A 25,917-nucleotide genomic window follows, 5' to 3' on the forward strand; every position below is an offset into this window, starting at 1 on the left:
TCCTCAGTTCTGTCCGCCGAAGCGGACGGCTGCCAGTCTCTCGCCGATCGCGACGACCGCGTAGGCGACGACTCCCAGCGCCGTGATCACCGCGAGCGACGCCCACAGCTCGTCGTAGCGGAATCCGGCGGAGGCGCGCTGCACCGCACCGCCGAGCCCCTGCCCCGTCGCCAGCCACTCGGCCAGCATCGCGCCGCTCAGCGCGGAGGGCACCGCGACCTTGGCGGCCGCGAAGATCGCCGGCACCGCGGTCGGCAGCGCCACCTTGAGCAGCACGTCCAGCGGCGAGCCGCCGTAGACCGAGACCAGCTCGAAGGACTCGCGCGAGAGCGAGCGGAGGCCGAAGCCGACCGTGACCAGCGCCGGGAAGAACACCGCGATCGCGCCGACGGTGGCGACGGCGCCGATCCCGTTGCCGATCGCCAGAGTCACCAGCGGCGTCACCACGATCAGCGGCATCGACTTCAGCAGCATCGCGATCGGCATCACCGTCGCCTCGAGCGAGCGGATCAGCACGAACAGCACCGCGATCGCGAGGGCGACCAGCAGGCCCGCGACGTAGCCGACGAGCGCGTCGACGGCCGTCACGCCGAGGTTGCCGAAGACGATCGCGCGGTTCTCCGCGGCGTCCGCCTCGACAAAGAGGTACTCGGCGACGTCGGTCGGCGTCTTGCCCAGCAGCGGCGAGATGTCGGTGATCGCGAGGAAGGCGTACCAGAACGCGAGCGCGAGGACCGCGGCGACCGCGAGCGGCACGAGCTCGCCGCGGACGATGCGGAGCACCATCCGGCCGGTGAGGTCGCTCGGCCGGCGGGCGGCGCGCGTGGAGGAGGAGGGGGTGCGGGTCGCGGTGCTCATACGACGCCTCCCGTGCTGCGGGCGACCTCGACGCGGGCGCGGCGGCGGGCGGCGCGCGGGCGGCCGACGACCAGCGGCATCAGCCAGCGGCCGAGCGCGGCGATCAGCGCGTAGCCGATGATCGTCACGAGTCCGCTGGTGACGGCGAAGGCCCAGGCCCGTTCGACGTCCATCTGGCGCTGCGCGACCGCGAGGGCGACGCCGAGGCCGGTGGTCACTCCGCCGAGGTACTCGCCGAGCACGGCGCCGAGGATGGCCGCCGGCACGCCGACCTGCAGCGCGGTGATCGTCGCGGGCACGGCCGCGATGGCCTGCACCTTGACGATCTTCGCCCAGCGGCCGCCACGGTAGGCGGAGACGAGGTCGAGCGCGGTGCGCGGGGCCGAGCGGACGCCCAGCAGCGCGCCGATCAGCGTGGTGAAGAAGACGAGCAGCGCCGCGAGGAAGATCGAGGTGGTGCGGCCGCCGAAGATCACCAGGATCACCGGGCCGACCGCGGTCAGCGGCAGGCAGTGGCTGATCACGCCGATCTGCTCGATCACGCGGTGGGTCCACGGCAGCAGCAGCGCGACGGCGGCCAGCGCCAGCGCCGCGAGATTGCCCCAGAGGTAGCCCTGGCCGGCGGCGAGCACGGTGTCGCCGACGTTGCGGAGGTAGAAGAGCGGCCCGTCGCGGACGAACGCGGCGATGATCGCGCCGGGGCTCGGCACGGCGCGGCTCTCGCGGTAGACGGTGTCGGCGAGGATCCACCAGACCGCCACGAAGACGGCGAGCCCGGCGAACACGCGCCAGTTGGTGCGGATCCAGGGCGTCACGCCTCGTCCTCCATCGCGACGCCGTGCTGCGAGAACAGGATGTCGGTGATGCGGTCCTCGATCGCATGGAATTCAGGACTGCGCAGCATCTCGACCGTGCGCGGGCGCGGCAGGTCGATGTCGATCACCTCGACGATCCGGCCGGGACGCGGCGACATCACGGCGACCGTGTCCGAGAGCAGGATCGCCTCGGCGATGCCGTGGGTGACCATCAGCGTGGTCGCGGGGCGCGCGGTCCAGATCCGCTGCAGCTCCAGGTTGAGCCGCTGCCGGGTCATGTCGTCCAGGGCGCCGAACGGCTCGTCGAGCAGCAGCAGGTCGGGCTGGACGACCAGGGCGCGGGCGATCGAGGCGCGCTGGCGCATGCCGCCGGAGAGCTGCGAGGGGTAGGCGTCCTCGAACCCGGTCAGCCCGACGAGGTCGAGCAGGTCCGGGATGCTGTCGCGCTTCGCCGCCTGCCGGGTCAGCTCCAGCGGCAGCCGGACGTTCGAGCGCACCGAGCGCCAGGGCAGCAGCGCCGAGTCCTGGAACGCGATGCCGAGCTCGGCCGAGCGCTTCGTGCCGAGCACGGGGGTGCCGTGGATCGAGACGGAGCCGGTGGTGGGCTTCTCGAGGCCGGCCAGCATCCGCAGGATCGTCGACTTGCCGCAGCCGGAGGGGCCGAGCAGCGAGAGGAAGGAGCCGCGCGGAGTGACGAGGTCGACCTCGGCGAGGGCCTGCACCGAGCGGCTGCCCAGGTCGAAGCGCTTGCTCAGGCCCGACAGGCGGATGCCCTCGTCCTGGATGGTGGTCGCTTGCTCGGTCAACTGCTCGTCCTCTCCGCGCGGTCCGTGGTGGTCGTGGCCGGGACCGTCTCAGGGCCCGGCCGGGTCGAGGGTCAGCCCTCGAGCAGCTCCGGGTGCTCCTCGTAGACCTCGTCGATCAGCGTGGTGTCGAAGAGCTCCTCGGCGTCGAGCTCGATGCCGGTGAGGGCGAGCGAGGCGACCGACTCGTCCTGCAGCTGCGGCGTGATGGTGAGCAGGCCGTTCGCGTCGGTGTCCGGGGTGCTGATCAGCTCGGTCTGGGTGACCATGACCTGCGCCTGCTCCTCGACCTTGTAGTTCTGGTCGGCGGCGTAGTCGGCGACGACGGTCGCGGCGGTCGCGTCCGGGTCGGCGACGGCGTCCTGCCAGCCGCGGGCGACCGCGTAGAGCAGCGCCTTGACCTTCTCGCGGTCGTCGTCGATGCTCTCCTGCGCCACGACGATGGTCTCGCCGACCATCGGCAGGCCGGTGTCGGCGAGCAGGAACTGCTGCGCCGAGAAGCCGCGCTGGTTGAGCGTGTTGGCGCCGGCGGTCGCGTAGCCGATGTAGCCGTCGACCTGGCCGGTGGTGAGCAGAGTGGAGTCGGTGAGCGGCACGCGGGTGACGTCGTCCTCGTCGATCTCGTTCGCGGCGAGGAAGGCGCGCCAGACGAGGTCGTTGCTGTCGCTGACGCCGATGGTCTTGCCGACCATGTCCTCGGGGGTCTCGATCGGGGCGTCGGTCAGCGAGACGATCGCGAAGGGGTTCTTCTGGTAGGTCGCGCCGACGATCTTCATCTCGGCGCCCTCCGAGATCGCGGGGCCGGTGATCAGCGGCGAGGAGACGCCGGCGAAGGCGGAGCCGCTCGCGATGGCGGTCTCGGCGCCGGTCGCGCCGGTGCCGCCGGGGGTGAGGGTGACGGAGTCGAAGCCCGCGTCGGCGAAGTAGCCGTTCGCGTCGGCGAGGTACTCGCCCGCGAACTCGACGTGGGGGACCCAGGAGAGCTGCATCGTGGCCTCGCCGAACGAGCCGGCGTCGCCGGACTCGGCGGCGTCGGAGCCGTTGGAGCAGGCGGCGAGCGTGGTGCCGGCCACGACGGCGACGGCGAGGACGCCGAGCACGGAGCGGAGGCGGGACCGGGACGGGGCGGTGCGGGGCATGCGGGCTCCAAGGGACGTCGAGGGCTGGGGGGGGTGGGGCGGACCCGATGGGGCGGACCCGGGGGAAGGCACGCGCCGAGGGGGCGGCGCTGAACCAGTCGACCGCAGCCGGGCACTCCGCCGCGTCGTCGCACGAAGGATTTCCGCGCCGAGACGGCCCCGACTCCCCGATGCACGGGCAAACCGTGTTGCAGTCAGGTTTCCAGCCTCGCATCCCGGCCGCCCCCTCCACGCATCGCGGAGTCTTCGACGCCGTTGACCGGCTACTCCTCCACTTCCTGCTGAGGGTCCTCGAGAGGAGAGCCGCCCTCTCTCTCATGCTGATCGAGTAGCCCGCGAAGCGGGCGTATCGAGATCCCCCAGCTCCGGACGAGCAGCCTGCAGACCACCCCGCTGACGACGCCGGGTCTCGATACGCCCCTGCGGGGCTACTCGACCAGCATGAAACGGCTGCCCGTTCCTGCCGACCGAGTCGCCCGCCCGGATGGCCGGGCGTCCATGCTGATCGAGTAGCCCGCGCAGCGGGCGTATCGAGATCCACCCCCGCCGAAACCCGAGTCCGCAGACCCGCCCTGCTGGTGACGCAGGGTCTCGATACGCCCCTGCGGGGCTACTCGACCAGCATGCGATTGCAGCCGACCTGCCGATCGCGCAGCCGCGTGGCAGGCCGGCCGGTCATGCCGATCGCGCAGACCGCGCAGCGGGCGGCTCCTTCATGCTGATCGAGCAGCCCGCGCCGCGGGCGTATCGAGATCCACCCACGCCGAGACCCGCGTCTTCAGACCCGGCCCGCCGAGGAGAGAGGAGCTCGACAGACGTTCAGCCGAACGCCGTCAGGAGTCGTCAGCCCAGCGGATGCCGTGCACCGCGAAGACCCGGGACAGCTCGGGAGCCTCCACATCGAGGGGCGCCTCGCTCCGGCCGAGCAGACAGTGACTCGCGCCCTCCTCCGCATCCTCCGGTCGCTCGAAGACCGCCCACAGCCGCAGCTCGTCGCCGAATCGGGACCGGAAGGCGACCCCGTCGAGAGCGGCGTCACGGCCGTCGGGGCCCGGCTCATCGAACAGCCAGCGGGCGATGGACCGTGTCAGATCGCGGTGGTCCGGATTCTTGACGACCGAGGCGTCGAGCAGACACGGTGTCAGCCCGAACCGCTCGAAGGGGAAGGACGCCTGGACGGCGCCGAGGCTCTTAGTGGGTGATGAAGCAGTAGCTGCCGGTCTGGCGAGCCGTCCCGACCATCCGGTCCGCTGCCCAGCCTCGGCCGACCGTTCCCGCCGCCGCGTCCGGGAACAGCTCGACCCAGCCGTCCGCGTCCACGATCTCGTCGAGCTCGGAGTCGATCCCGGGCTCGGGGCGGAAGTGGGCCAATACCTCGAAGAGGCAGGCCTCGAGGGACTCGCCGGTGTAGAGCGTCCGGAACTCAGCGAGCTGATCGTCCCAGCGCCCGTTGAAGCGACCGTGATCGGTGGCGTACCGCCAGTCGGCCCAGTCCCAGGGCCGCGGGCGGTACCCGACGCGCCAGACCTCCCCGGGGTCTCGCGCGACGACCAGCTGCGGCGTCATCCGACGAAGGCGAACGCCTTCGCGGCGCCCATGACGTCCGGGCCCACCGCATCCGGCGCACCCTCTCGCAGCACGCGGGCCGGCGAGACGTCGCCGAGCGCCGGATTCATGCCCTTGAACCAGGACTGCACCGTCACCGCCTCGTTCTGCTCGCGGAGGAGGATCGCGACCTGGTACGCGAGTCGCAGCCGATCGACGTCCGTCTCGCCGGGCTTCCGGGCGCCGTCCGCCCATTCCGCGACCGCACGCGTCGACTTGACGTTCCCGAGGTAGGCGACCAGCCGCACGCCGACGATCTCGCGCAGTCCCGAGACGAGCTCGGGGACGGAGGCGCGGGTCGCCTCCTGATGCGCCCGGAGACCGGGCTTCTGCGTTCCTGCGACTGCGCTCATCCCTCGATTGTACGCGGATCGAGCGGGAAGAGCACCTGGAATCGCACCCGGAAACGCATCCCTGATGAATGGTCGATCAGCCGAGCGGCCTGCCCTCGCGGCGCGAGGGACGGCCGCCCGTCCCTGCTGGACGAGCAGCCCGCCCAGCGGGCCGGCCGACCGTGCTGATCGAGTAGCCCGCGAAGCGGGCGTATCGAGATCCCCAGCTCCAGACGAGCAGCCTGCAGACCACCCCGCTGACGACGGCGGGTCTCGATACGCCCCTGCGGGGCTACTCGACCAGCCTGAAACGGCTGCCCGTTCCTGCCGACCGAGTCACCCGCGCGGAAGGCCGGGCGTCCATGTTGATCGAGTAGCCCGCGCAGCGGGCGTATCGAGATCCCCCAGCTCCGGACGAGCAGCCTGCAGACCACCCCGCTGATGACGGCGGGTCTCGATACGCCCCTTCGGGGCTACTCGACCAGCATGAAACGGCAGCCCGACCATGCCTGTCGTGCAGCCCGAGCAGAGGACGTGCCGGTCGTGCCGATCGTGCAGGGGGCAGCCCGTCGGATGCTGATCGAGCAGCCCGCGGAGCGGGCGTATCGAGATCCGCCGGCGCCGGACGTGGAGCCGTCAGCCGGCCGCGACGCGGCGCAGCGCCGCCAGCACGGTGCGGACCGCGGTGCGGGCCAGCGCGTCCGGGCGGGCCAGGACGTCGACGTGGCGGACGAGGCCGGCGCCCTCGAGGGGGCGGAGCACCATGCCGTCGACCGCGAGCGGCGCCGCGGTGATCCGCGGGAGGATCGCGATCGCGGCGCCGGAGCGGACGACCTGCGCGGCGACGGAGAACTCGTTGATCCGGTGCGCGACCCGCGGGGCGCGGCCGATCAGCGCGCCGAGGTGCTCGAGCACACCCGTCAGCGGGAAGCCCTCGTGCGTCGAGACCCACTGCTCGTCGGCGAGCTCCTCGGGCCGGATGCTCGACTGCGCGGCGAGCGGATGCGCGGCCGGCAGCGCGATGTCGAGCGGCTCGACGAGGAGCGGGGTGACGACCAGCCGGGCCCTCGGCCACTCCGGATCCTGCGGCAGCCGGTGCGCGACGACGAGGTCGTGGTCGGCGGTGAGCCCGGCGAAGCGGCTCTGCGCCACGTCCGCGTCGGCGAGCGCCACCCGCGGGCCGTCGGCGAGCGCCGCGAGCAGCGGGCCGAAGAAGGCGAGCCCCGCGCTGTGGAACGCCGACACCAGCACCGCGCGATCGTCGTGCCGGAGGAACGAGCCGATGGTGTCCTCCGCCTCGGCGAGTGCCGCCTGCACCCGCGTCCCCGCGACCGCGAGCGCCTCGCCCGCCTCGGTGAGCACGAGCCGCCGCCCCTCCTTCACCGTGAGCGGCACCGGGACGCCGGCCTGCAGCGCGGCGAGCTGCTGGGAGACCGCGGAGGGGCTCACCCCCAGCGCCGCGGCGACGGCGGCCACGCTCCCGCGGTCGCCGAGCTCGCGCAGCAGGCGGAGGCGAGCGGGATCCATGGGCGCGAGCCTAACCGGGAAGTAACCGCTTCATCGTCGGTGAAGGAACAGCCGGTCGCTCTTCCGCTTCCCGCCTGCGACGCTGTCCCCATGCCCCTCCGCGCCCGCCCCGATCTCGCCGTCGACCTGCTGCTGCTCGCCGTCGCCGCCGTCTGGGGCGCGAGCTTCGTCGCCGCGAAGGACGTCGCCGCCGACATCGGCGTCCCGTCGACCGTCGCGCTGCGCTTCCTCACCGCCGCCGCCGCGCTCGCCCTGCTCTGCCTCGCCCGTCGCGAGCGCCTCCCCCGCGGTCGCGGGCTCGCCGTCGCCGCCCTCCTCGGCGCCTCGCAGGCCGCGATCATCGGGCTCGAGACCTGGGGCGTCCACCTCACCTCGGCCACGAACGCGGGCCTGCTGATCAGCCTCGCCCTGGTGCTCACCCCCGCGCTCGAGGGCCTCGCCTCGCGCTCCTGGCTGCCGCGCTCCTTCTTCGTCACCGCCGTCGCGGCCGTCGTCGGAGTCGCCCTGCTCGTCTCGGACGGCGGTCTGCGCACCCCGACCTGGGGCGACGCACTCGTGCTCGCGGCGGCCGTGGTGCGCGCCGTGCACGTCACGGCCAGCGCCCGGCTCGTCCGCGGGCGCGCGGAGGGCTCGCTCGGCGTGGTCCTGGTGCAGCTGGTCGTCTGCGCCGCCGTCTTCTCGCTCCTCGCCGGACCGGACCTGCCCGCCGCCGCCCGGGCGCTCGACGCCGGCGGCTGGGCCGGTGTCCTCTTCCTCGGGCTGCTCTGCTCGGTCTTCGCCTTCGTCGTCCAGCTCTGGGCGGTCCGGCGCACCTCGGCGGCGCGCGCCAGCATCCTGATGGGCACCGAGCCGGTCTGGGCGCTGCTCGTCGGCGTCGTCGTCGCGGGCGAGGCGATCGGCCCGCTCGGGGCGGTCGGCGCCGCGCTGATCGTCGCCGCGGGCTACGCGGGCCAGGCGATCGAGCGCCGGCACCGGCTCGGTGCGAGCACGCCCGCCGACCGGTCGGCCGACCCGGTCAGTGCGCCACGAGCTCCTGCAGCCCCGTGACCCGGAGCAGGTCGAGCCGCGTCTGATCCGTCGAGCCGGGCGTCGCCGTGTAGATCACGATCCGCAGGTCGCCGCCCGGCACCGCGAGCACGTCGCAGTCGATGGTGATCGGCCCGACCGGCGTCGAGGTGACGGTCTTCCGGCTGGAGCGGTGCTCGGCGACCCGAGCCACGGCCCAGCGCCGCTCGAAGTCCGGCGACGTCGCCCGCAGCCGCGCCACCAGGTGCGCGAGCGCCGCGTCGTCCGGGTAGCGACCCACCGCTGCGCGCAGATCCGCCGCCAGATCGTTGGCGAAGTCCTCGGCGTGCCGGTCGTCGAACTCGGTGCCCTCGTGCCCCTGCGTGAAGTAGCGCCAGACCAGATTGCGGTCGAGGCCCGTGTGCCGCGAGGGGTCGCCGTTCAGCGCCGCCCAGAGCGGGTTCCACAGCAGGATGTCGTGCGCCGCGCTGAAGACGGCCAGCGGCACGTCGCCGCAGCGGTCGACGATCCGCTGCACGCCCGGGGTGATGTGCTGCGGCACCTGCGTCGCGGTCGGCGGCGCGACCCCCGCGACCCGGTAGAGGTGGTCGCGCTCCGCCTCCGTCACCCGCAGCGCGCAGGCCAGCGCGCCGAGCAGCTGCGCCGACGGGTGCACGGCCCGGCCCTGCTCGAGACGCACGATGTAGTCGACGCTCACGCCGGCCAGCGCGGCGAGCTCCTCGCGGCGCAGGCCCGCGGTCCGGCGGCTCGGTCCGGCGGGCAGGCCCACCTCGGCGGGCGTCACGCGCTCGCGCCAGGAGCGGAGGACGTCCGCGAATTCGCTCATGCCCACCATGATCCCCCGCGGGCGGGCGCGCGGTCCTGGTACTGCTGGTCCTCCCGTCGACCGGGGCCTGGGCGGAGGAGGCGCCGGGGCGGAGCATGGAGCCATGACAACGACACTGATCACCGGGGCCAACAAGAGCCTCGGCCTCGAGACCGCCCGCCGCCTGATCGAGGCCGGCCACACCGTGTACGCCGGCATGCGCGACCCCGCGAACGGCGACGCCGCCCGGGCGCTCGGCGCCCAGGTCGTCCAGCTCGACGTGACCGACCAGGCGAGCGTCGACGCCGCCCTCGCCTCGCTCCCCGCCCTCGACGTCCTGGTCAACAACGCCGGGATCCTCGGCACCTCCTTCGGCGTCGACGATCTCTCGGCGGAGGCGATGGCGAGCGTCCTCGAGACGAACGTCGTCGGCATCGTCCGCGTGACCCAGGCCGCGCTGCCGCTGCTGCGCCGCTCGGCCGCGCCCGTCGTCGTCAACGTGTCCTCCGGAGTCGGCTGGCCGCGCGCCCTGGTCACGCCCGGCCGCGACGAGTTCGGCGTGCCCGCGATCCCCTACGCCGCCTCGAAGGCCGCGGTGATCACCCTGACCGTGCAGTACGCGAAGAACCTGCCCGAGTTCCGGATCAACGCGAGCGACCCCGGCTACACCGCGACCGACTTCAACGGCCACGGCGGGCACCAGACCGTCACCGAGGGCACCGACGCGACCGTCGCGCTCGCCCTGCTCGGCCCGGACGGCCCGACCGGCGAGTTCCACGACCGCCACGGACGCATCGAGTACTGAGCGCCGCTGCAGGCTCGCCGCCGAGCGCTCGCCGCCAATTCGTTGGAGACGGCAACAAACCGGCGGCGAGCCCGGCAGAATGGGGACATGACGCAACGGAGCAACTGGGCGGGCACCTACGAGTACCGCGCCGCCGACATCCTCGAGCCGGAGTCGATCGACGAGGTGCAGAACCTCGTCCGCGGGAACGAGCGGGTCCGCGCGCTCGGCACCCGCCACTCCTTCAACGCCCTCCCCGACACCCCGGGGGCACTGCTGCACCTCGGCCGCATCGCCCCCGACCCGGTGATCGACGCCGACGCGAGCACCGTCACCGTCGGCGGCGCCACCCGCTACGGCATCGTCGCCTCGCACCTGCACAGCAACGGCTACGCCCTGCACAACATGGGCTCGCTCCCGCACATCTCGGTGGCCGGCGCCATCTCGACCGGCACCCACGGCTCGGGCGACCGCAATGCCAACCTCTCCTCCGCCGTCTCGGCGCTCGAGCTGGTCACGGCCGACGGCTCGCTGCGCACGATCCGCCGCGGCGAGCCGGGCTTCGAGGGCGTCGTCGTCGGACTCGGCGCCTTCGGCGTCGTCACCCGGGTGACCCTCGACATCCAGCCGACCTTCGACGTCCGCCAGGACGCGTTCGTCGACCTGCCGTGGGACCGCGTGCTCGACGACTTCGACGCGATCACCTCCTCCGCCTACAGCGTGAGCCTGATGACGCACTGGTCGAGCCCCACCGTCGAGCAGCTCTGGCTGAAGACCAAGGTCGAGCAGGGCTCGGTCGCCGACGTCGACGCGACGCACCTCGGCGCGGTCGCCGCGTCGGCCTCGCTGTTCGCCGTCTCCGAGGGCGTCGACTCGAACCTCAATCCGTTCGGCGGCTCCGTCGGCCCCTGGTCGGAGCGCCTGCCGCACTTCCGCCTCGACCGCGAGCCCAGCGCCGGCGACGAGATCCAGAGCGAGTACATGGTGCCGCGCGAGAACATCCGCGAGGCGCTCGTCGCCCTGCGCGCGATCGGCGAGCGGATCGACGAGGTCCTGCTGATCACCGAGCTGCGCACCATGGCCGGCGACGACCAGTGGCTCTCCCCCGCCTCCGGTCGCGACAGCGTCGGCATCCACTTCACCTTCAAGAAGGACCGCGCCGGCGTCGACGCCGTGCTGCCCGCCGTCGAGGGCGCGCTGCTCCCGCTCGGCGCTCGCCCGCACTGGGGCAAGCACTTCCTGGCGACCGCCGCCGACATCGCCCCGCTCTACCCGCACCTCGACGAGTGGCGCACCCTCCGCTCCGCCTGGGACCCCACCGACCGCTTCGCCAGCGCCTTCGTCCAGGACCGCCTCCTCGGCTGACCCCCTTCCCCCTTCCGCGAGATGCCACTTATGAGCGCGACACGCCGTGAAAAGCGTGCACAAGTGGCATCTCGCGGAGGGGGACGGCGGGGGTAGCGTCGGAGGGACGAGAGGGAGGCAGCATGCCCGCCAAGGAGGAGATCCCGTCGACGATCGAGCGGTCGGACGAGCACGCGCAGAAGCTGTGGTCGGCCGCGCACGACTCGGCGGTCGACAGCTACGGCGAGGGTGAGCGCGCGCACCGCACCGCGTTCGCCGCGCTGAAGCACGAGTACGAGAAGGTCGGCGACCACTGGGAGCGCGAGGCCGAGAGCGGCCCCTCCGACGACCGCGCCGCCCAGCGCGGCCCGGACGGCGACGGCGACACGGCCGGCGGAGTCGATGCGAACGCCACGAAGGCGCACCTGCTCGACCTCGCGAAGCGCCTCGACGTCTCCGGCCGCTCGCGCATGACGAAGGCCGAGCTCGTCGACGCCCTCCAGCGCGCGAACGCGAAGCAGACACGACGCGCCCGCGACTGACCCGCGCGCGGCACCGGCGACCCTCCGCCACTCTCCAAGAGTTGTCGTACTCGGCGCTCGAGTACGACGACTTCGAAGGAGTCGGAGGACGTCGTCATCCCGGCGCCCGGTGCGACGACGTTCGAGGACCGGCGGGCCGGCCGCTAGGAGATGCCGAGCTCGTGGCTCAGCACGAGCGCCGCGGCGCCCTGCAGGACGAGCTCGCCGGGGTCGGTGCGGGACTCCATCCGCAGCTCGCGGGTGACGGCCGGCAGGGTGCGGCGGGCGATGGTCGCGCGCGCCTCCTCGAGCAGGACCCCCTCGACGAAGCGCTCCGGACCGGCGAGGACGACCGCGTCGATCCCGAGCACGGCGACGATCGGCGCCAGCGCGATCCCGAGCGACCGGCCGGCCCGGCGCAGCAGCCGCTCCTGCTCCGGAGCCGAGGCCGCCGCGAGCCGCGGGCCGAGGTGCGCGACGGACACCGCGGACTCGAGGCAGCCCCGCCGCCCGCACGAGCACTGCTCGCCGTCCTCGTCGATGACGACGTGGCCGATCTCGCCGCCGGTGAACTGATCGCCCTCGACGAGGGAGCCGCCGATGATCAGTCCTGCCCCGACGCCGTCGCCGAGCAGCACGAGCAGCAGGTTCGCTCCCCCGCCGCGGTGGAAGGTGTGCACGGCCAGGGCGGCCGTGTTGGCGTCGTTCGCGACGTGCACGGGCAGGCCGAACCGCTCGGCGAAGACGCGCCGCAGAGCGAGGCCTCGCCAGCCGAGGTTGGGGGCCTCCCGCACGACTCCGCCGTGATCCACGACCCCCGGTGAGCCGATCCCGATCCCGAGGACCGGCGCCTGGGACGAGGCGATCAGCTCGGCCGCGAGGCCGAGGGCGAGCTCGACCGCGTCCGCCCCGGACGCGCCGTCGCGGGCGAGCCGGCGGTGCTCCCGGATCTCGCCGCGCAGGCTGACCAGGGCTCCGGTGCACTCGGCCTCCGCCGAGAGGTCGAGGCCGACGATGCTCCGCGCCCCGTGGTCGAAGGCGATCACCAGCGCGGGCTTGCCCACCCGGGCGTCGACGCGGGGCCCGAGGTCGAGCAGCAGCCCCTCCGAGTGCAGCTCGCCCACCAGGTCGGAGATCGTGACCGCGGTGAGACCGCTGATCCGGGCGAGATCCGCCCTGCTCATCTCACCGTCGTGGAAGAGGCGCTGGAGGACGAGCGAGCGGTTGTGCCGGCGGTTGTGCGACGGCAGTGCCTTCTCGGTGACGCGCAGCTGGCCCATGGTCCTTCATCTCAGCCCGTGACCGGCTCAGCCCTTGACGGCGCCGGCCGACATCCCGGACACGAGATTACGCTGGATGATCAGGAAGAACACGACCACCGGGAGCGAGAAGAGCACGGCCCCGGCCATCTGCCCGCCGTAGTCCGTCCCCACCTGCCCGCCCGACGCGGTGCTGAAGGACGCGAGCCAGACCGGGAGCGTGTAGCGGGCCTGATCCTTCAGGAACGTGTAGGCGACGATGTAGTCGTTCCAGCCGGCGATGAAGGCGAAGACGCTGCTCGAGACGATCCCGGGCATCACCAGCGGGAAGAGGACGCGGGTGAGCAGCTGCCAGGTCGAGGCGCCGTCCAGGCGCGCCGCCTCGTCGAGCTCGACGGGGAGCGCGAGGAAGAACCCGCGCATCACCCAGATCGAGAACGGCAGCACGCCCGCCACGTAGGCGAGGGCGAGACCCGCGGAGGTCCCGATCAGGTCGACCGCGTTCAGGAGCAGGAACTGCGGCAGGAGCAGTGCCGTCGCCGGGAGCATCTGCACGACGAGGAGCAGGACCAGGATCGCCCGCCGACCCCGGAAGCGGAACCGCGCCAGCGCCGCCGCCGCGAACAGCCCGAGCACCATCGCGAAGACGACCGCGGCGCCCACCACCACGACCGAGTTCTGCAGGTGGCGCAGGAAGTCGCCCTGGGTGAGCGCCCGGACGAAGTTGTCCAGGGTCGGCGACTCGGGGAGGAAGTGCGGGGTGGAGCTGAGCATCTCGGACTGCGGCTTGAAGGCCGTGTTGACCATCCAGTAGACGGGGAAGAGCCAGAGCAGGCAGAACAGCACCGCGATCGCCGAGCTGATCCACGGGTAGCGCCGCAGCCGGCGCCGGATCGAGGTCGAGGTCGAGGTCGAGGTCGAGGTCGAGGGCACGGTCGAGGTCACGGTCAGAGCTCCTCTCCGGAGCGGACGAGGGTTCGGATGTAGACCGCGCTCAGGGCGAGCAGGATCAGCGTCGACGCCACGGCGATGGCGGAGCCGGTGCCGACTCGGGCGCCGCCCGAGAACGCCGTCGTGAAGGTGAAGACGCCGAGAGTGGACGTGGCGCCGTCGGGCCCGCCGGCCGAGACGAGCCAGATCTGGTTGAAGACGTTGAAGTCCCAGATCACCGAGAGCATCGTCACGAGCAGCAGGGTCGGCCGGAGTGCGGGGAGCACGACGACCCGGTAGACCGCGAGCTCGGAGGCGCCGTCCAGTCGCGCGGCCTCCTTGCGCTCGATCGGCACCTGCGTCTCGGCGGCGTGCAGGGTGAGGGCGAGGAAGGGCACGGCCTGCCAGACGACGAGGAGCCAGATGCAGACCCAGGCGAGCCACGGGTCGGCCGCCCAGTTCGTGCTGGTCAGATCGCCGACCAGTCCCGTCCGGGTGAGCAGCCAGTTGACGACGCCGTACTGCGGCTGGAACAGCCACCGCCAGATCAGCGAGGAGGCGACGTTCGGCATCGCCCAGGCGAGGATCAGCACCACGGTCGTGAGCAGGCGCAGGGCCGCCGGCAGCCGGGTCAGCAGGTGCGACATCCCCGCGCCGATCAGCACGCTGCCCGCGACGAGAGCGCTCGTGAAGACGAGGGTGCGCACCAGCGCGAGCCAGAACTCCGGGTCGCCGAGGATGTCGGCGTACTGCGCGAGCCCGACGACGTCGTAGGCACCGGTGAACAGGCTGCGCTGGTCGTAGTCGGTGAAGGAGGTGAGGACGAGGAGCACGATCGGGGCGATCGTCACGCCCGCGAGCACCAGCCCGGCCGGGGAGAGCAGCAGCAGCGGGGCGAGCGAGGAGCGGCGCCGGGCGCGGCGGGCCGCCGCCGCCGGGCGGGGCGGGGCGGCGGCCGGGGCGGTGGACATCGCGCGATCGCCCGACCGGCCTAGTGGCCGTTGAGCGTGTCGTCGGCGGCGGCGTCGAACTCCTCCGACGCCTCCTGCACGCTCTTCGCGCCCGAGGCGATCGAGGAGAACAGCGACTCGATCTTCCGGTTGCTCTCGATCGCGGCCCAGTTGGGGTTGGCCGGAACCGACTCCGAGGTCAGCGCGGCGGTGAAGAACGCGCGCTCGATCTCGCTCAGGTCGGACTGCGCCGCCTCGATCCCCTCCCGGCTGTTCGGGATCCAGCCGTCCACGCCGTGGACGAAGTCGCGCTGCACCTCGGGGCTCGTGGCGACGGCGATCCACTGCCGGGCGAGGTCGGCGTTCCGCGACTTGGCGGCGACCGCCCAGTTCGAGCCGCCGAGCACCACCGGCTGCGTGCCGCCGTCGACGCCCGGCATCGGGAAGGTCCCGAGCTGGTCCTCCGACAGCTCCGGGTTCGCCTTGAGGACGCCGGCGACGCCGGTGGTCAGGATCGCGGAGGTCTTCCCGTCGGCGAAGATCTGGTTCTGGTCGGGGTCGAGGGTGTTCAGCGTCGCCGACGAGGCGCTGGAGTAGGCGTTCTGGAACTCCTTGAACGCCTCGAGACCGGACCGCGAGGCCCTCGAGCTGAGCGCGGACCACCAGGTGTCGCCGTCCTGCATCGCGATCCGGCCGCCCGCGTCCCAGACGAATTGCAGCCCGGCGTACCAGTACTGCCCCGGGAGGTAGAAGGCCGAGAAGTCTGGGGTTCCGGAGTGCGCGGCCTTCACCTTGTCGAGCGCGGCGGTGAGCTCCTGGTAGCTGGTGGGGAGGGTCATCACGCCCGCCTCGGCCCAGAGCTTCTTGCTGTAGACGACGGCCCGCGCACCCGCGAAGCCCGGGACGGCGAAGAGGTGCCCGTCGAACGTCGCCGGGTCGACGAGGCCGTCGAGCCAGGTCTGCCCCTGCGCGAGCTCGTCCCGGTGCTCCGTCAGGTCGAGGAGCCCGCCGTTCGCGGCGTAGCCCGCGACCTGGGTGTTGCCGATGTCGAGGACGTCCGGCGGGGAGTCGGTCGCGAGCGCCGTCGAGACCTTGGTGGCGATCCCCTCCCAGGTCTGCACCTGCACGTCGACCTCCGCGCCGGTGGCCTTCGTGAAGCGCTCCTCGACGGCGGCGAGGGTCTCGGGCGAGTAGTCGCCGTCCATGCTCCAGACGGTGAGCGTCCGGCCCTCCTCACGCGCCCCGTCCGGCCCGCCGTCGCTGGTCGTGCACGAGGTGAGCAGGAGCACGCCCGCGACCCCCAGGGCGCCGAGGGCGACCGCCCGGCGCCGCACCGATGCGTACTTCCCGACCACGTTCTTCCAGACCACAGTTCTCTCCTCCGTATGGGTGCCGCGGCGCGATCCGGGATCCTGCGCCAGTTGCGACGGAGTTAGTAAAGAACCCTTGCGAACCCCTGTCAACGAGGCTTCACTGGCAGGCGCGAAGAGTCGCATCCCCCGCGCAGAACGGAGCCCGCCGTGCCGTCCCTCCTCCCCCGACCCCGCTCGCTGCGCCCGGAGACCGGCGAGTTCGCGCTCTCCGCGAGCACCCGGATCGCCTGCCCGGAGGCCCTCGCCGGCGCCGCGCAGCTGCTCCGCGCCGCCGTCGGCCGGGCGACCGGATCCGCTCTCGAGCGCGGCGACGAGGCGACGGCCGGCATCCGCTTCGAGCTCGATCCGGCGCTCCCGCCCGAGGGCTACCGCCTCCGCGTCGACGCCCGCTCGGTCGTCCTCACTGCGGCCGGCCCGGCGGGCGCGCTGCACGGCGTGCAGACGCTGCTCCAGCTGCTGCCGCCGGCGATCCACCGGTCCGCTCCCCTGCCCGGGGTCCGCTGGGCGGTGCCGGCCGTGACGATCGAGGACGAGCCGCGCTTCGCCTGGCGCGGGATGCTGCTCGACGTCGCCCGGCACTTCCTGCCCGTCCGCGAGGTGCTGCGCGTCATCGATCTGCTGGCCCTGCACCGCCTGACCGTGCTGCACCTGCACCTCACCGACGATCAGGGCTGGCGCCTGGAGATCCCGCGCTACCCGCGGCTCACCGAGGCGGGCGCCTGGCGGCGGCGGTCCCAGGTGGGTGCCGGCCCGACCGCGGGGCAGGACGACCGGCCGCACGGCGGGTACTACCGCCGGGACGACATCCGCGAGATCGTCGCCTACGCCGCCGCGCGGGGCGTCACGGTCGTCCCCGAGATCGAGCTGCCCGGCCACGCGCAGGCCGCCCTGGCCGCCTACCCGGAGCTGGGGGTGCGGGGCCTGCCGCTCGAGACCTGGACGGAGTGGGGCGTCAGCACGAACGTCTTCAACGTCGAGGAGAGCACGATCGAGTTCCTCGAGCACGTCCTCGACGAGGTGATCGAGCTGTTCCCCTCTCCCTACGTCCACATCGGCGGCGACGAGTGCCCGAAGGACCAGTGGGCGGCCGACGCCCGCACGCAGGAGCGGATGCGTGAGCTGGGCGTCCCGGACGAGAACGCGCTGCAGAGCTGGTTCGTCGCGCGCATCGGCGCCCACCTCGCCCGCCGCGGGCGCCGCCTGCTCGGCTGGGACGAGATCCTCGAGGGCGGGCTCGCGCCCGGCGCCACGGTGCTGTCCTGGTGGGGACGGGTGGGGGCGGTGGCGGCGGCCCGGGCCGGCCACGACGTGATCGCCTGCCCCGAGGACACCGCCTACCTCGATCACCGGCAGTCCGAGGCGGCCGCGGAGCCGATCCCGGTCTCCACCGTCACGACGGTCGCCGACGTCCTCGCCTTCGATCCGGTCCCGCCGGAGCTGACCGCCGAGCAGGCGCGGCACGTCCTCGGCGGTCAGGCGAACCTCTGGACCGAGCACGCCGACTCCCCGCGCACCCTCGACTACCTCGCCTTCCCCCGGCTCTGCGCGCTGGCGGAGGCGCTCTGGTCGGGCGGGCACCGCGACACGGCGGACTTCGAGGCCCGGCTGGCGCACCACCTGGCCCGGCTCGACGCCTTCGGGGTCGAGTACCGCCGCGCCGACGGCCCGCTGCCGTGGCAGACGCGGCCCGGCGTCCCCGGCCGCCCGATGACGCACGCGGAGGCCGTGGAGCAGGTGGCGCTGCTCACCGCGGACATCGCGAGCGGCGGGGACAGGTCCATTCCCTAGCGGGAGGGGCACAGGGTCGACGAGCAGGAATGGGCTCTCCGTGCGGTCCTAGCGTGATGGAGAACCCGAGCTGCCCTGAGAAGGACGGCTCGATCGCGCCCTTGTTCAGCTCGATCACGGAGATCGATGGGGAAGACCGACCCGCCGACCTCCTGCTCATCGAGCTGGTCGATGAGGACTCGGACGTGGCCCACAGTGAAGGTGCCATAGCGTGTGGCACATCTCGGAGGTCCGCACACCCGGCCGCGAAAAGCGCAGCTCGTCGACGCCGGGAGAGGCGACGCTTGCGCGCTCGTTGAGGAAGTGGTCGACGAGGAGCCGCATCATGATCGCCGTCGTGTGCCATCCACTGGCGATCACTCCCCCGAACTCGCCGAGGCGGGCGGCCTCCGGATCGGTGTGCATCGTGTGCGGATCGAAAGCCGTCGCGAAAGAGACGATCTCCTCCTCCGTCACTGTCACGGGACCGAAGATCCCGCCGATCCCCGGACGTAGTCGCCATTGTTGTTACGTAGCAAATCCAGCTACTGTTCGAACCGCGTCGACGTGGGAGCGGGCCTGGCCGCGTGACGAGGAGCTCGAGGAATGCTCCGAGACAGGAGTCCTCCAGATGAAAGAGAGACCGCCCTCCATGTCAGACATCACGATGAAGTTCGATCTGCCGGTTCCGATGAGGGACGGCACCGTTCTGAGGGCGGACGTCGCCTGGCCTGCGGGGGATGGTCCGTTCCCGGTGCTCGTCGAGCGCACACCGTACGACAAGAACAATCGGCCCATCCAGAACTTCGAGACGATCGATGCTCTGCGTGCGGGGTTCATCGTCGTCCACCAGGACACCCGAGGAAGCGGCACATCCGAGGGCGAGTGGATGCCGATGAAGTACGAGCGCGACGACGGATACGACACGATCGTCTGGGCGGCTGCTCTCCCGAACAGCAACGGCAGAGTCGGTACCTTCGGCGCCAGCTACGTGGGCAGCACGCAGTGGAGCTGCGCGATTGCCGGCGCCCCCGCGCTTCGAGCCATGGCGCCGGTCGTCACCTGGAGCGATCCGGAGAACGGCCTGATGTTCCGAGGCGGCGCCGTCGAACTCGGACTGAACACCTGGTGGGGTCTGATGAACGCTCTCCCCCATTTCCTGCACGCCTACCCGCCCGAGACGGCCTACCCGAAGATCATGCAGGCCCTTGCCGATGCAGCGACCCTGAAGGAGAAATTCTGGGAGCTGCCCGCGGCAGCGCAACCGTTCTTCGTGGACCTCGGGATGCCCGACGTCGGAGTCGCCCGCGCTCTCGAGGACCGATCGACCCTCGACGACTCGCGCGTGGACGGGCACTACGAGCAGCTCACCGTGCCGTCGCTCAACTTCGCGGGCTGGTACGACGTCTTCCAGCAGGGATCACTGGACAACTACGTCGGGATGCGCGCACACGGTGCCACCACGCGCCTCATCGTCGGCCCGTGGTCGCACAGCTCACTCACTCCCGGTGCCACCCTGGGAGAAGTGGGCGAGGTGAACTTCGGCTTCGGCATGCTCACCCCCGGCGGAGAGCCGATCTCGAAGATCAACTTCGATTGGTACGACCACTGGCTGCGTGAGAGCCCCGCGACCAGCACCCAGGAATCAGGCGTGCTGATCTTCGTCATGGGCGTAGACGAGTGGCGTGCCGAAGCGGACTGGCCCCTTGCCCGCGCCGTCACCACTCCGCTCTACCTGACCGAGGCAGGCGTCCTCGAGTGGGACGCGCCGGTGTCGACGGGAGCGGAATCCGCTTACGTGTACGACCCCGCCGACCCGGTGATGACGCGCGGTGGGAACCTGGTGATGGGCTCCGACTACCCTGCCGGCCCCTTCGATCAGAGGGTCGCCGAGGCCCGCGACGACGTGCTGGTCTTCACCACACCTCCGCTCGATCAGGACATCGAGATCACCGGCCGGATCACCGCGACCGTGTTCGTGGCGACGGACGGCCCCTCCACCGATTGGGTGGTCCGACTGTGCGAAGTGGACGTCGAAGGCGTGTCCCGGAACATCGTCGACGGGATCACCCGCGTGTCCACGGAGGAAGGTCGCGTCGATGAGGTGACCGTCGACCTCTGGTCGACGTCGATCCTGATCCGAGCCGGTCATCGCCTGCGAGTCCAGGTCACCTCGAGCAACTTCCCCCGCTGGGACCGCAACCTGAACACCGGTGAACCGGTGAACGAGGGAACCACGCTCCGTGTCGCCCACCAGCGCATCCTCCACGACGCGGCGCATCCCTCTCGGATCGACCTCCCGATCATCCCGGCGTGAGATCCTGCGCGACGTCGACGCCCTCTCGGCAGCACCGGTCGCTCGACGTCACGCAGAAGCCGCCCTCCACGCCGCCAGCCCGTCCGACCCGCAGCACATGGCCCCGGTCTGGTCGACGATCGCAGCGTCCGGCGTGAGCTCGATCGTCACCCCGGTCGGCTGGGACCAGGTGGAGCCCGTCGAGGGCGAGTTCGACTTCGCCGTCGTCGACGCGCTGCTCGAGGGCGCGCGCTCGGCGGGCCTCCGGCTCATCCTCATCTGGTTCGGCGCCTTCAAGAACGCCCTCTCCACCTACGCCCCGACCTGGGCCCGCGCCGACACGACGCGGTTCGAGCGAGCGGACCGGGGTCCGTCACCGTTGCGCGCTCCGCTCACCTACGACGGATCCACGCCCCGACCGGGCCTCTCGGTGTTTTCCGACGAGTTCCGTCGTGCAGACCAGGCCGCCTACCGGGCCCTGATGGAGCACCTCGCCCGCGTGGACGAGGTCCACACCGCGATCCTGATGCAGGTGGAGAACGAGGTGGGCCTGCTCGGAGCGAGCCGCGACCTCTCCCCTCCGCACGGCGCGCGTGGCTGCCGTCGGCGCTGTCCTGGCAGAGGAGAACGGTTCGTCGGCGCCGACCGCTCGACGCGTCTTCGTCGGGGCTGTCAGCGCTCGAGCACGACGGCAAGACCCTGTCCTACGCCGATGCAGAGCGCGACCACGGCGACGCCGCGGCCCCGGCGAGCCAGTTCGTGGGCGGCGTGCCCCAAGACGCGTCCGCCCGAGGCGCCGAGTGGGTGGCCGATCGCGAGCGCGCCACCGTGCACGTTGAGATTCGCGGGGTCGAGCTCCGGCCAGCCGGCGAGACAGGCGAGCGCCTGCGAGGCGAAGGCTTCGTTCAGCTCGACGAGGACGACGTCGTCCCAAGTGCGGCCGGCCCGGGCGAGGGCCTTGTTCGCGGCCGCGATAGGAGCGATCGGGAAGTCCTGCGGGTCGACGCCGTGAGCCGCGCGCCCCGTGATCCTCGCCAGCGGCTCGATGTCGAGTGCACCCTCTCGTGCGACGAGTACCGCTGATGCCCCGTCATTGATCGATGAAGCGTTGCCCGCGGTCACCGAACCTCCCGCGGCGAACAGCGGCGTGAGAGTGGCGAGTCTCTCGACCGTCGTGCCGTCGCGGATGCCCTCATCGCGCGTCATCGGCGTTCCGGGTACTTGCACCACTTCCTTCTCGAACGTGCCGGCTGCCCAGGCTGCCGCTGCCAGGCGGTGGGAGCGCACGGCGAATTCGTCTTGGGCCTCGCGCGAGATGCCCCGGGCGCGGGCGATGTGCTCGGCCGCTTCGCCGTTGCTGATCGTCCACTCGGTGGGCAGGGCCGGATTGGTCATCCGCCACCCGATCGCGGTGTTCCACTGGACCTGGTTCCCGGTCGCCGGCCACGGTTTCGCCGACTTCTCCACCACGTACGGGGCTCGACTCATCGACTCGACGCCTCCCGCCAGCACGATGTCCGCGTCACCGACCTCGATAGCTCGTGAGGCCTGGACGACCGCCTCGAGCGAGGAAGCACACAGCCGGTTGACGGTGGTGCCGGTGACGGATGTCGGGAACCCTGCGAGCAGTGCGCCGAAGCGGGCCACGTTCCGATTGTCTTCACCTGCCTGGTTCGCATCCCCGAAGATCACGTCGTCGATGCGGGCGGGATCGAGTCCCGACCGTTCCACGATCGACGCCATCACCGTCGCCGCGAGATCATCCGGGCGCACCCCCGAGAGGGCACCACCGGCTCTTCCGAACGGGGTGCGCACGGCGTCGTAGACGAAACTCGCGGTCATCGTGTCAGTCCTTCACTTCTGCAGACGGAGGCCGGTCAGTCGTTCGAGGCCCTCGACGGTCGTGCCGCCGAACAGCTCCCGCACGACGAACCCCTCGCCGGTGACATCGAACACGGCGTGGTCGGTGTAGACCCGCGACACGCAGCCGACACCCGTGAGGGGATAGGTGCACGCGTCGACCAGTTTCGACTCGCCCGACTTCGCGAGCAGGTCGGTCATGATCCACACGTTCTTCGCACCGATCGCCAGGTCCATCGCCCCGCCCACCGCCGGGATCGCCCCCGGCGCACCGGTCGACCAGTTCGCAAGATCACCGCTGCCACTCACCTGGAACGCACCCAGCACGCAGATGTCGAGATGCCCGCCCCGCATCATCCCGAACGAATCCGCGTGATGGAAGTACGCCGATCCTACGAGAGCGGTCACCGGCTGCTTCCCGGCGTTGATCAGGTCGGGATCCACCGAGCCCCTCACCGGCGCCGGCCCCATCCCGAGCAGACCGTTCTCGGTGTGCAGGATGATCTCGAGCTCAGCCGGAAGATAGTTCGCCACGAGCGTCGGCGCTCCGATGCCGAGATTCACATACGCGCCCTCGGGAATGTCCGCCGCGATGCGCTGCGCGAGCTCGTCCCGACTCACACGGCCTCCCTCGCTCATCGCGACACCTCCGACTCGGAGAGCGATCGGCCGTCGACGTCGACCCCGCCGACGAACTCGCCGCCATGGACCCACGCTCGGGGACCCACCGCCACCACTCGGTCGGTGAAGATACCCGGCGTCACCACCGACTCGGGGTCGAGGGCACCCAGCTGCACGAGCTCGTCGACCTGCGCGACCGTGATCGCCGCCCCCGCTGCCATGATCGGACCGAAGTTGCGGGCTGTCTCGCGGTAGACCAGGTTGCCCCACCGATCACCCTTGTAGGCCGAGATCAAGGCGTAGTCGGCCCTGATCGGGTACTCGAGCACGTAGCGGCGACCCTCAATGGTGCGCTCTTCCCTGCTGTCCGCGAGTTGGGTGCCCACTCCCGTGGGGCTGAAGAAGGCGCCGATCCCGGCGCCGGCGGCTCGAATGCGCTCGGCGAGATTGCCCTGCGGCACCAGTTCGAGCTCGATCCTCCCCGAACGATAGAGGTCATCGAACACCCACGAGTCGTGCTGACGCGGGAAGGAGCAGACGATGCGCCGCACCCGCCCTCTCGCAAGAAGGGCGGCGAGGCCCGTATCGCCGTTGCCGGCGTTGTTGCTCACGATCGTGAGGTCGCCCGCCCCCTGCTCTATCAGGGCGTCGATGAGCTCGACAGGTTGACCGGCCCGCCCGAAACCACCGATCATCACCGTCGAACCATCGGAGATGCCGGACACCGCCCGGGTGACATCGGCCACCGTCTTGTCGATCATCGTCTCAGCCGCGCTTGGTGCGGTCGGCTGCTCGCACGAGCAGCCAGGCGCCGGGGATGAGCAGGGCGGCCGCCGCGGCCTTGACGAGGCCGGGAACGACGAAAGGCCAGACCCCCGCATCGAGCACACCGGGCAGCGTCACCTGCTGGCCGAGCACGGCGGCGAGGACGAGAGCCAGGTAGGGGACGCCGAGGAGGAAGGGGATGATCGACGCGGCGACGAAGCCGACGAAGGCAAGCGCGGGCGTGCGGTCCCACGCGCGTTCGGCGAACCAGCCGGCCACGAACGCCGCCGGGATGAAGCCGAGGACGAAGCCGAACGACGGTACGAGCGCGTAGGCGGGACCGGCGATGGCGCCCGCGAACACCGGCAGCCCTGCGAGGCCTGCCAGCAGGTAGGTGGTGAGCGCCGCCGCGCCCCGCCTCGACCCCAGCGCGGCCCCGGCAGCGATGACACCGAGGGTCTGGCCGGTGATGGGGATGGGGCCGATGAAGAACGACACCTTCGCGAGAAGGGCGACGAGAGCGGCTCCGGCGAGAACGAGACCGGCGTCGACGGCGAACACTCGGGCACGGGTGGAAGGGCGGCCGACGAGGTCGGCGAGCACGGGGCGGCGGACCGCGGTGGTCAGTGACATGGCGTCTCCTTAGGAGAGGGCTGGTGCTGGAGTGGTGGCGAGCATTTCGGCGACGAAGGCGGTGTTGAAGTCACCGCTGCGGAACTCGGGGCTGTCGACGATGCGTTTCTGGAGCGACGCCGTCGTGACGATGCCGTCGACGACGAGCTCGTCGAGCGCACGGAGGGTGCGGGCGATCGCCTCGTCGCGGTCGGCGCCCCAGCAGATGAGCTTGCCGATCATCGAGTCGTAGAACGGCGGGATGACGTAACCCGACTCGATGTGGGTGTCGAGGCGGACGCCGAACCCTCCCGGAGCCCGGAAGGTCGTGACGGTTCCGGGGTTCGGGGCGAAGTTGTTGTCAGGGTCCTCGGCATTGATGCGGCACTCGATGGCGTGCCCGCGGATGATCACGTCGTCCTGCGTGAGGCTCAGCGGGATACCGCCCGCGATCTGCAGCTGCAGCTTTATCAGGTCGATGCCCGACACCATCTCCGACACCGGGTGCTCGACCTGGATGCGGGTGTTCATCTCGATGAAGTAGTAGGTGCGCTCGATGTTGTCGAACACGAACTCCACGGTGCCGGCGTTCTTGTAGCCGACCTCCCGGCACAGCGCGACCGCCGCATCCGCGAGGCCCTGCCGTAGCTCGGCGTCCAGCACCGGCGACGGCGACTCCTCGACGAGCTTCTGGTTGCGGCGCTGGGCCGTGCAGTCGCGCTCGCCCAGGTGCAGCACGGTGCTGCCGTCGGAGATGACCTGGATCTCGATGTGCCGGATGTCGGTCAGGTAGCGCTCGATGTACACGGACGGATCGCCGAACGCGACCTCGGCCTCCGACATGATCTCGGCGAGATCCTTCTCCAGTGTCGCGGCTGCCTCGACTACGCGCATCCCGCGCCCACCGCCACCGGCCGCCGCCTTGATGAGCAGCGGGTAGCCCACCTCGCCCGCCACGGAGAGTGCCTCGCTGTACTCGGCGATCGCCCCCTCCGAGCCGGGAACGGTGGGCACGCCGGCGCGGCGGGCGATCTTCTTCGCCTCGATCTTGTCGCCCATGCGGCGGATGACGTCGGCGGCCGGGCCGACGAAGCCGACTCCTTCCTGCTCGCAGAGAGCTGCGAAGTCGGCGTTCTCGGAGAGGAATCCGTATCCGGGGTGAATGGCGTCGGCTCCGTAGGCCAGCGCGGCGCCCACCACAGCCTGTGCATTGCGGTAGCTCGCGTTCACCTTGGCGGGACCGATGCACACAGCCTTGTCGGCGAGCTTCACCGGCAGGGAGAGGGCATCGGCCTCGGAGTGGACCAGGACGCTGCGGATGCCGAGTTCTTTACAGGCTCGGATGATGCGCAGAGCGATCTCGCCTCGGTTGGCGATGAGCACGCTCGTGAGTTCAGCCATGGCGTCGGATCACCATCAAGGGCTGGCCGTACTCGACCGCCTGGTCGTTCTCGACCAGGATGCGGGCGACGGTGCCGACGACCTTGGCCTCGATGTTGTTCATGAGCTTCATCACCTCGACGATGCCGAGCACGGTCTCATCGGTGACGCTGTCACCCACCTGCACGAAGGGCGGGTCCCCGGGCTTCGGCGCACCGTAGAAGGTGCCGACCATCGGGGCCTTGATGACGACCTCGTCGACGTCCAGGGCGGCCGGCAGCGCCGGGGCTGCGTTCGGAGCAACCGCGGCCGGAGCGGGAGCGACTGGAGTCGGGGCTGCGTTCGGGGCAACCGCGGCCGGAGCGGAATCGGCTGTCGCAGGAACCTCCGTAGAGGCGGGAACCGGAGAGACTGCTGCGGTGGCGGCGGGCGCGGAGACTGCGCCGGCCCTCCGTCCGGGCGACTGCCGGTCGCGCGAGATGAACAGCTCGACGTCACCGAAGCTGACGGAGAGCTCGCGCACGTCGTCGCTGAGGTTCACCCAG

At 71.4% G+C, this 25,917-nt stretch carries 26 protein-coding genes; 7 read left to right on the top strand and 19 right to left on the bottom strand.

The window, feature by feature from the left end; translation table 11 throughout:
* Window positions 1-3: 3 nt before the first annotated feature.
* From EDF17_RS10180 to EDF17_RS10195, 4 genes are all read right to left on the bottom strand, one after another.
* Complete coding sequence (locus tag EDF17_RS10180) at window positions 4-858, bottom strand: ABC transporter permease subunit (RefSeq protein ID WP_123446990.1); 855 nt, start codon at window positions 856-858, stop codon at window positions 4-6.
* Window positions 855-1,673, bottom strand: coding sequence for an ABC transporter permease subunit (locus tag EDF17_RS10185; RefSeq protein WP_123446991.1), 819 nt, complete (start codon window positions 1,671-1,673; stop codon window positions 855-857). The genes EDF17_RS10180 and EDF17_RS10185 overlap by 4 nt, the downstream gene beginning before the upstream one ends.
* A complete protein-coding gene (locus EDF17_RS10190; protein WP_123446992.1) occupies window positions 1,670-2,479 on the bottom strand; it encodes an ABC transporter ATP-binding protein in 810 nt (269 codons plus the stop codon). The genes EDF17_RS10185 and EDF17_RS10190 overlap by 4 nt, the downstream gene beginning before the upstream one ends.
* Window positions 2,480-2,550: 71 nt before the next feature.
* Entirely contained in the window at window positions 2,551-3,615 is a 1,065-nt protein-coding gene (locus EDF17_RS10195; protein WP_123446993.1) for an ABC transporter substrate-binding protein, read from the bottom strand.
* 860 nt (window positions 3,616-4,475) lie between these two features.
* On the opposite strand from EDF17_RS10195, the gene EDF17_RS10200 reads away from it, so the two are divergent.
* A complete protein-coding gene (locus tag EDF17_RS10200; protein WP_123446994.1) occupies window positions 4,476-4,817 on the top strand; it encodes a hypothetical protein in 342 nt (113 codons plus the stop codon).
* Here EDF17_RS10200 and EDF17_RS10205 read toward each other — a convergent pair.
* The 3 genes from EDF17_RS10205 to EDF17_RS10215 form a co-directional block, all read right to left on the bottom strand.
* Window positions 4,807-5,181 (bottom strand): RES family NAD+ phosphorylase, encoded by a 375-nt coding sequence (locus tag EDF17_RS10205; protein WP_123446995.1) that lies wholly within the window; start codon window positions 5,179-5,181, stop codon window positions 4,807-4,809. The genes EDF17_RS10200 and EDF17_RS10205 overlap by 11 nt on opposite strands.
* Entirely contained in the window at window positions 5,178-5,573 is a 396-nt protein-coding gene (locus tag EDF17_RS10210; protein WP_123446996.1) for a hypothetical protein, read from the bottom strand. The genes EDF17_RS10205 and EDF17_RS10210 overlap by 4 nt, the downstream gene beginning before the upstream one ends.
* A gap of 615 nt (window positions 5,574-6,188) precedes the next feature.
* Window positions 6,189-7,079: a LysR family transcriptional regulator gene (locus tag EDF17_RS10215; RefSeq protein ID WP_123446997.1), complete on the bottom strand. Its 891-nt coding sequence runs from the start codon at window positions 7,077-7,079 to the stop codon at window positions 6,189-6,191.
* A gap of 90 nt (window positions 7,080-7,169) precedes the next feature.
* Here EDF17_RS10215 and EDF17_RS10220 point away from each other — a divergent pair, with 90 nt between their 5' ends.
* Window positions 7,170-8,126 carry a DMT family transporter gene (locus EDF17_RS10220; protein WP_123446998.1) on the top strand — a complete coding sequence of 319 codons (957 nt, stop codon included), beginning with the start codon at window positions 7,170-7,172 and terminating at the stop codon, window positions 8,124-8,126.
* On the opposite strand, the gene EDF17_RS10225 is transcribed toward EDF17_RS10220, so the two are convergent.
* Complete coding sequence (locus tag EDF17_RS10225; RefSeq protein ID WP_123447077.1) at window positions 8,095-8,931, bottom strand: helix-turn-helix transcriptional regulator; 837 nt, start codon at window positions 8,929-8,931, stop codon at window positions 8,095-8,097. The genes EDF17_RS10220 and EDF17_RS10225 overlap by 32 nt on opposite strands.
* Before the next feature lie 103 nt (window positions 8,932-9,034).
* Here EDF17_RS10225 and EDF17_RS10230 point away from each other — a divergent pair, with 103 nt between their 5' ends.
* The 3 genes from EDF17_RS10230 to EDF17_RS10240 all read left to right on the top strand — a co-directional run bounded on the left by EDF17_RS10230 (window position 9,035) and on the right by EDF17_RS10240 (window position 11,580).
* A complete protein-coding gene (locus EDF17_RS10230; RefSeq protein WP_123446999.1) occupies window positions 9,035-9,715 on the top strand; it encodes an SDR family NAD(P)-dependent oxidoreductase in 681 nt (226 codons plus the stop codon).
* A gap of 87 nt (window positions 9,716-9,802) precedes the next feature.
* A complete protein-coding gene (locus EDF17_RS10235) occupies window positions 9,803-11,059 on the top strand; it encodes a D-arabinono-1,4-lactone oxidase (RefSeq protein WP_123447000.1) in 1,257 nt (418 codons plus the stop codon).
* Between the two features lie 122 nt (window positions 11,060-11,181).
* Window positions 11,182-11,580, top strand: a complete 399-nt coding sequence (locus EDF17_RS10240; RefSeq protein ID WP_123447001.1) for a ChaB family protein — start codon at window positions 11,182-11,184, stop codon at window positions 11,578-11,580.
* Between the two features lie 143 nt (window positions 11,581-11,723).
* Here EDF17_RS10240 and EDF17_RS10245 read toward each other — a convergent pair whose 3' ends face one another.
* The 4 genes from EDF17_RS10245 to EDF17_RS10260 are packed head-to-tail and all read right to left on the bottom strand — an operon-like array spanning window position 11,724 to window position 16,068.
* Window positions 11,724-12,839, bottom strand: a complete 1,116-nt coding sequence (locus EDF17_RS10245) for an ROK family transcriptional regulator (protein WP_123447002.1) — start codon at window positions 12,837-12,839, stop codon at window positions 11,724-11,726.
* Between the two features lie 27 nt (window positions 12,840-12,866).
* Window positions 12,867-13,763: a carbohydrate ABC transporter permease gene (locus EDF17_RS10250; RefSeq protein WP_208110596.1), complete on the bottom strand. Its 897-nt coding sequence runs from the start codon at window positions 13,761-13,763 to the stop codon at window positions 12,867-12,869.
* Window positions 13,764-13,765: 2 nt separating this feature from the next.
* Complete coding sequence (locus EDF17_RS10255; RefSeq protein ID WP_123447003.1) at window positions 13,766-14,719, bottom strand: sugar ABC transporter permease; 954 nt, start codon at window positions 14,717-14,719, stop codon at window positions 13,766-13,768.
* Between the two features lie 20 nt (window positions 14,720-14,739).
* On the bottom strand, window positions 14,740-16,068 hold the full coding sequence (locus EDF17_RS10260) for an extracellular solute-binding protein (protein ID WP_208110597.1): 1,329 nt from the start codon (window positions 16,066-16,068) through the stop codon (window positions 14,740-14,742).
* Between the two features lie 150 nt (window positions 16,069-16,218).
* Between EDF17_RS10260 and EDF17_RS10265 the strand changes: the two genes are divergently transcribed.
* Window positions 16,219-17,859 carry a beta-N-acetylhexosaminidase gene (locus EDF17_RS10265; protein WP_123447005.1) on the top strand — a complete coding sequence of 547 codons (1,641 nt, stop codon included), beginning with the start codon at window positions 16,219-16,221 and terminating at the stop codon, window positions 17,857-17,859.
* A gap of 156 nt (window positions 17,860-18,015) precedes the next feature.
* Here EDF17_RS10265 and EDF17_RS10270 read toward each other — a convergent pair whose 3' ends face one another.
* Window positions 18,016-18,321 (bottom strand): MaoC/PaaZ C-terminal domain-containing protein, encoded by a 306-nt coding sequence (locus EDF17_RS10270; RefSeq protein WP_208110598.1) that lies wholly within the window; start codon window positions 18,319-18,321, stop codon window positions 18,016-18,018.
* 169 nt (window positions 18,322-18,490) lie between these two features.
* On the opposite strand from EDF17_RS10270, the gene EDF17_RS10275 reads away from it, so the two are divergent.
* Complete coding sequence (locus EDF17_RS10275) at window positions 18,491-20,155, top strand: CocE/NonD family hydrolase (RefSeq protein WP_123447007.1); 1,665 nt, start codon at window positions 18,491-18,493, stop codon at window positions 20,153-20,155.
* Window positions 20,156-20,806: 651 nt separating this feature from the next.
* Here the strand turns inward: EDF17_RS10275 and EDF17_RS10285 are convergent.
* Genes EDF17_RS10285 through accB form a run of 6 tightly spaced genes read right to left on the bottom strand, consistent with a single transcriptional unit; the run spans window position 20,807 to window position 25,913 of the window.
* Window positions 20,807-21,976: a thiolase family protein gene (locus tag EDF17_RS10285; RefSeq protein ID WP_123447009.1), complete on the bottom strand. Its 1,170-nt coding sequence runs from the start codon at window positions 21,974-21,976 to the stop codon at window positions 20,807-20,809.
* A gap of 12 nt (window positions 21,977-21,988) precedes the next feature.
* Window positions 21,989-22,633, bottom strand: coding sequence for a 3-oxoacid CoA-transferase subunit B (locus EDF17_RS10290; protein WP_123447010.1), 645 nt, complete (start codon window positions 22,631-22,633; stop codon window positions 21,989-21,991).
* Window positions 22,630-23,376 carry a 3-oxoacid CoA-transferase subunit A gene (locus EDF17_RS10295; RefSeq protein ID WP_123447011.1) on the bottom strand — a complete coding sequence of 249 codons (747 nt, stop codon included), beginning with the start codon at window positions 23,374-23,376 and terminating at the stop codon, window positions 22,630-22,632. Before EDF17_RS10295 ends, EDF17_RS10290 begins: the two co-directional genes overlap by 4 nt.
* 4 nt (window positions 23,377-23,380) lie before the next feature.
* Window positions 23,381-24,013: a biotin transporter BioY gene (locus tag EDF17_RS10300; protein ID WP_123447012.1), complete on the bottom strand. Its 633-nt coding sequence runs from the start codon at window positions 24,011-24,013 to the stop codon at window positions 23,381-23,383.
* A gap of 9 nt (window positions 24,014-24,022) precedes the next feature.
* Window positions 24,023-25,393, bottom strand: coding sequence for an acetyl-CoA carboxylase biotin carboxylase subunit (gene accC / locus EDF17_RS10305; RefSeq protein WP_123447013.1), 1,371 nt, complete (start codon window positions 25,391-25,393; stop codon window positions 24,023-24,025).
* Window positions 25,386-25,913: an acetyl-CoA carboxylase biotin carboxyl carrier protein gene (gene accB / locus EDF17_RS10310; RefSeq protein ID WP_208110599.1), complete on the bottom strand. Its 528-nt coding sequence runs from the start codon at window positions 25,911-25,913 to the stop codon at window positions 25,386-25,388. Before accB ends, accC begins: the two co-directional genes overlap by 8 nt.
* Between the last annotated feature and the right edge of the window lie 4 nt (window positions 25,914-25,917).

This window comes from Rathayibacter sp. PhB1, from assembly GCF_004362935.1.
Taxonomy (GTDB): Bacteria; Actinomycetota; Actinomycetes; order Actinomycetales; family Microbacteriaceae; genus Rathayibacter; species Rathayibacter festucae.

Bases quoted from the DNA above. Each gene is read 5' to 3' on its own strand.
- EDF17_RS10180 (WP_123446990.1), bottom strand. From the start codon at position 858: ATGAGCACCGCGACCCGCACCCCCTCCTCCTCCACGCGCGCCGCCCGC.
- EDF17_RS10195 (WP_123446993.1), bottom strand. From the start codon at position 3,615: ATGCCCCGCACCGCCCCGTCCCGGTCCCGCCTCCGCTCCGTGCTCGGC.
- EDF17_RS10205 (WP_123446995.1), bottom strand. From the start codon at position 5,181: ATGACGCCGCAGCTGGTCGTCGCGCGAGACCCCGGGGAGGTCTGGCGC.
- EDF17_RS10210 (WP_123446996.1), bottom strand. From the start codon at position 5,573: ATGAGCGCAGTCGCAGGAACGCAGAAGCCCGGTCTCCGGGCGCATCAG.
- EDF17_RS10215 (WP_123446997.1), bottom strand. From the start codon at position 7,079: ATGGATCCCGCTCGCCTCCGCCTGCTGCGCGAGCTCGGCGACCGCGGG.
- EDF17_RS10220 (WP_123446998.1), top strand. From the start codon at position 7,170: ATGCCCCTCCGCGCCCGCCCCGATCTCGCCGTCGACCTGCTGCTGCTC.
- EDF17_RS10225 (WP_123447077.1), bottom strand. From the start codon at position 8,931: ATGAGCGAATTCGCGGACGTCCTCCGCTCCTGGCGCGAGCGCGTGACG.
- EDF17_RS10230 (WP_123446999.1), top strand. From the start codon at position 9,035: ATGACAACGACACTGATCACCGGGGCCAACAAGAGCCTCGGCCTCGAG.
- EDF17_RS10235 (WP_123447000.1), top strand. From the start codon at position 9,803: ATGACGCAACGGAGCAACTGGGCGGGCACCTACGAGTACCGCGCCGCC.
- EDF17_RS10240 (WP_123447001.1), top strand. From the start codon at position 11,182: ATGCCCGCCAAGGAGGAGATCCCGTCGACGATCGAGCGGTCGGACGAG.
- EDF17_RS10245 (WP_123447002.1), bottom strand. From the start codon at position 12,839: ATGGGCCAGCTGCGCGTCACCGAGAAGGCACTGCCGTCGCACAACCGC.
- EDF17_RS10255 (WP_123447003.1), bottom strand. From the start codon at position 14,719: ATGTCCACCGCCCCGGCCGCCGCCCCGCCCCGCCCGGCGGCGGCGGCC.
- EDF17_RS10275 (WP_123447007.1), top strand. From the start codon at position 18,491: ATGTCAGACATCACGATGAAGTTCGATCTGCCGGTTCCGATGAGGGAC.
- EDF17_RS10285 (WP_123447009.1), bottom strand. From the start codon at position 21,976: ATGACCGCGAGTTTCGTCTACGACGCCGTGCGCACCCCGTTCGGAAGA.
- EDF17_RS10290 (WP_123447010.1), bottom strand. From the start codon at position 22,633: ATGAGCGAGGGAGGCCGTGTGAGTCGGGACGAGCTCGCGCAGCGCATC.
- EDF17_RS10295 (WP_123447011.1), bottom strand. From the start codon at position 23,376: ATGATCGACAAGACGGTGGCCGATGTCACCCGGGCGGTGTCCGGCATC.
- EDF17_RS10300 (WP_123447012.1), bottom strand. From the start codon at position 24,013: ATGTCACTGACCACCGCGGTCCGCCGCCCCGTGCTCGCCGACCTCGTC.
- accC (WP_123447013.1), bottom strand. From the start codon at position 25,393: ATGGCTGAACTCACGAGCGTGCTCATCGCCAACCGAGGCGAGATCGCT.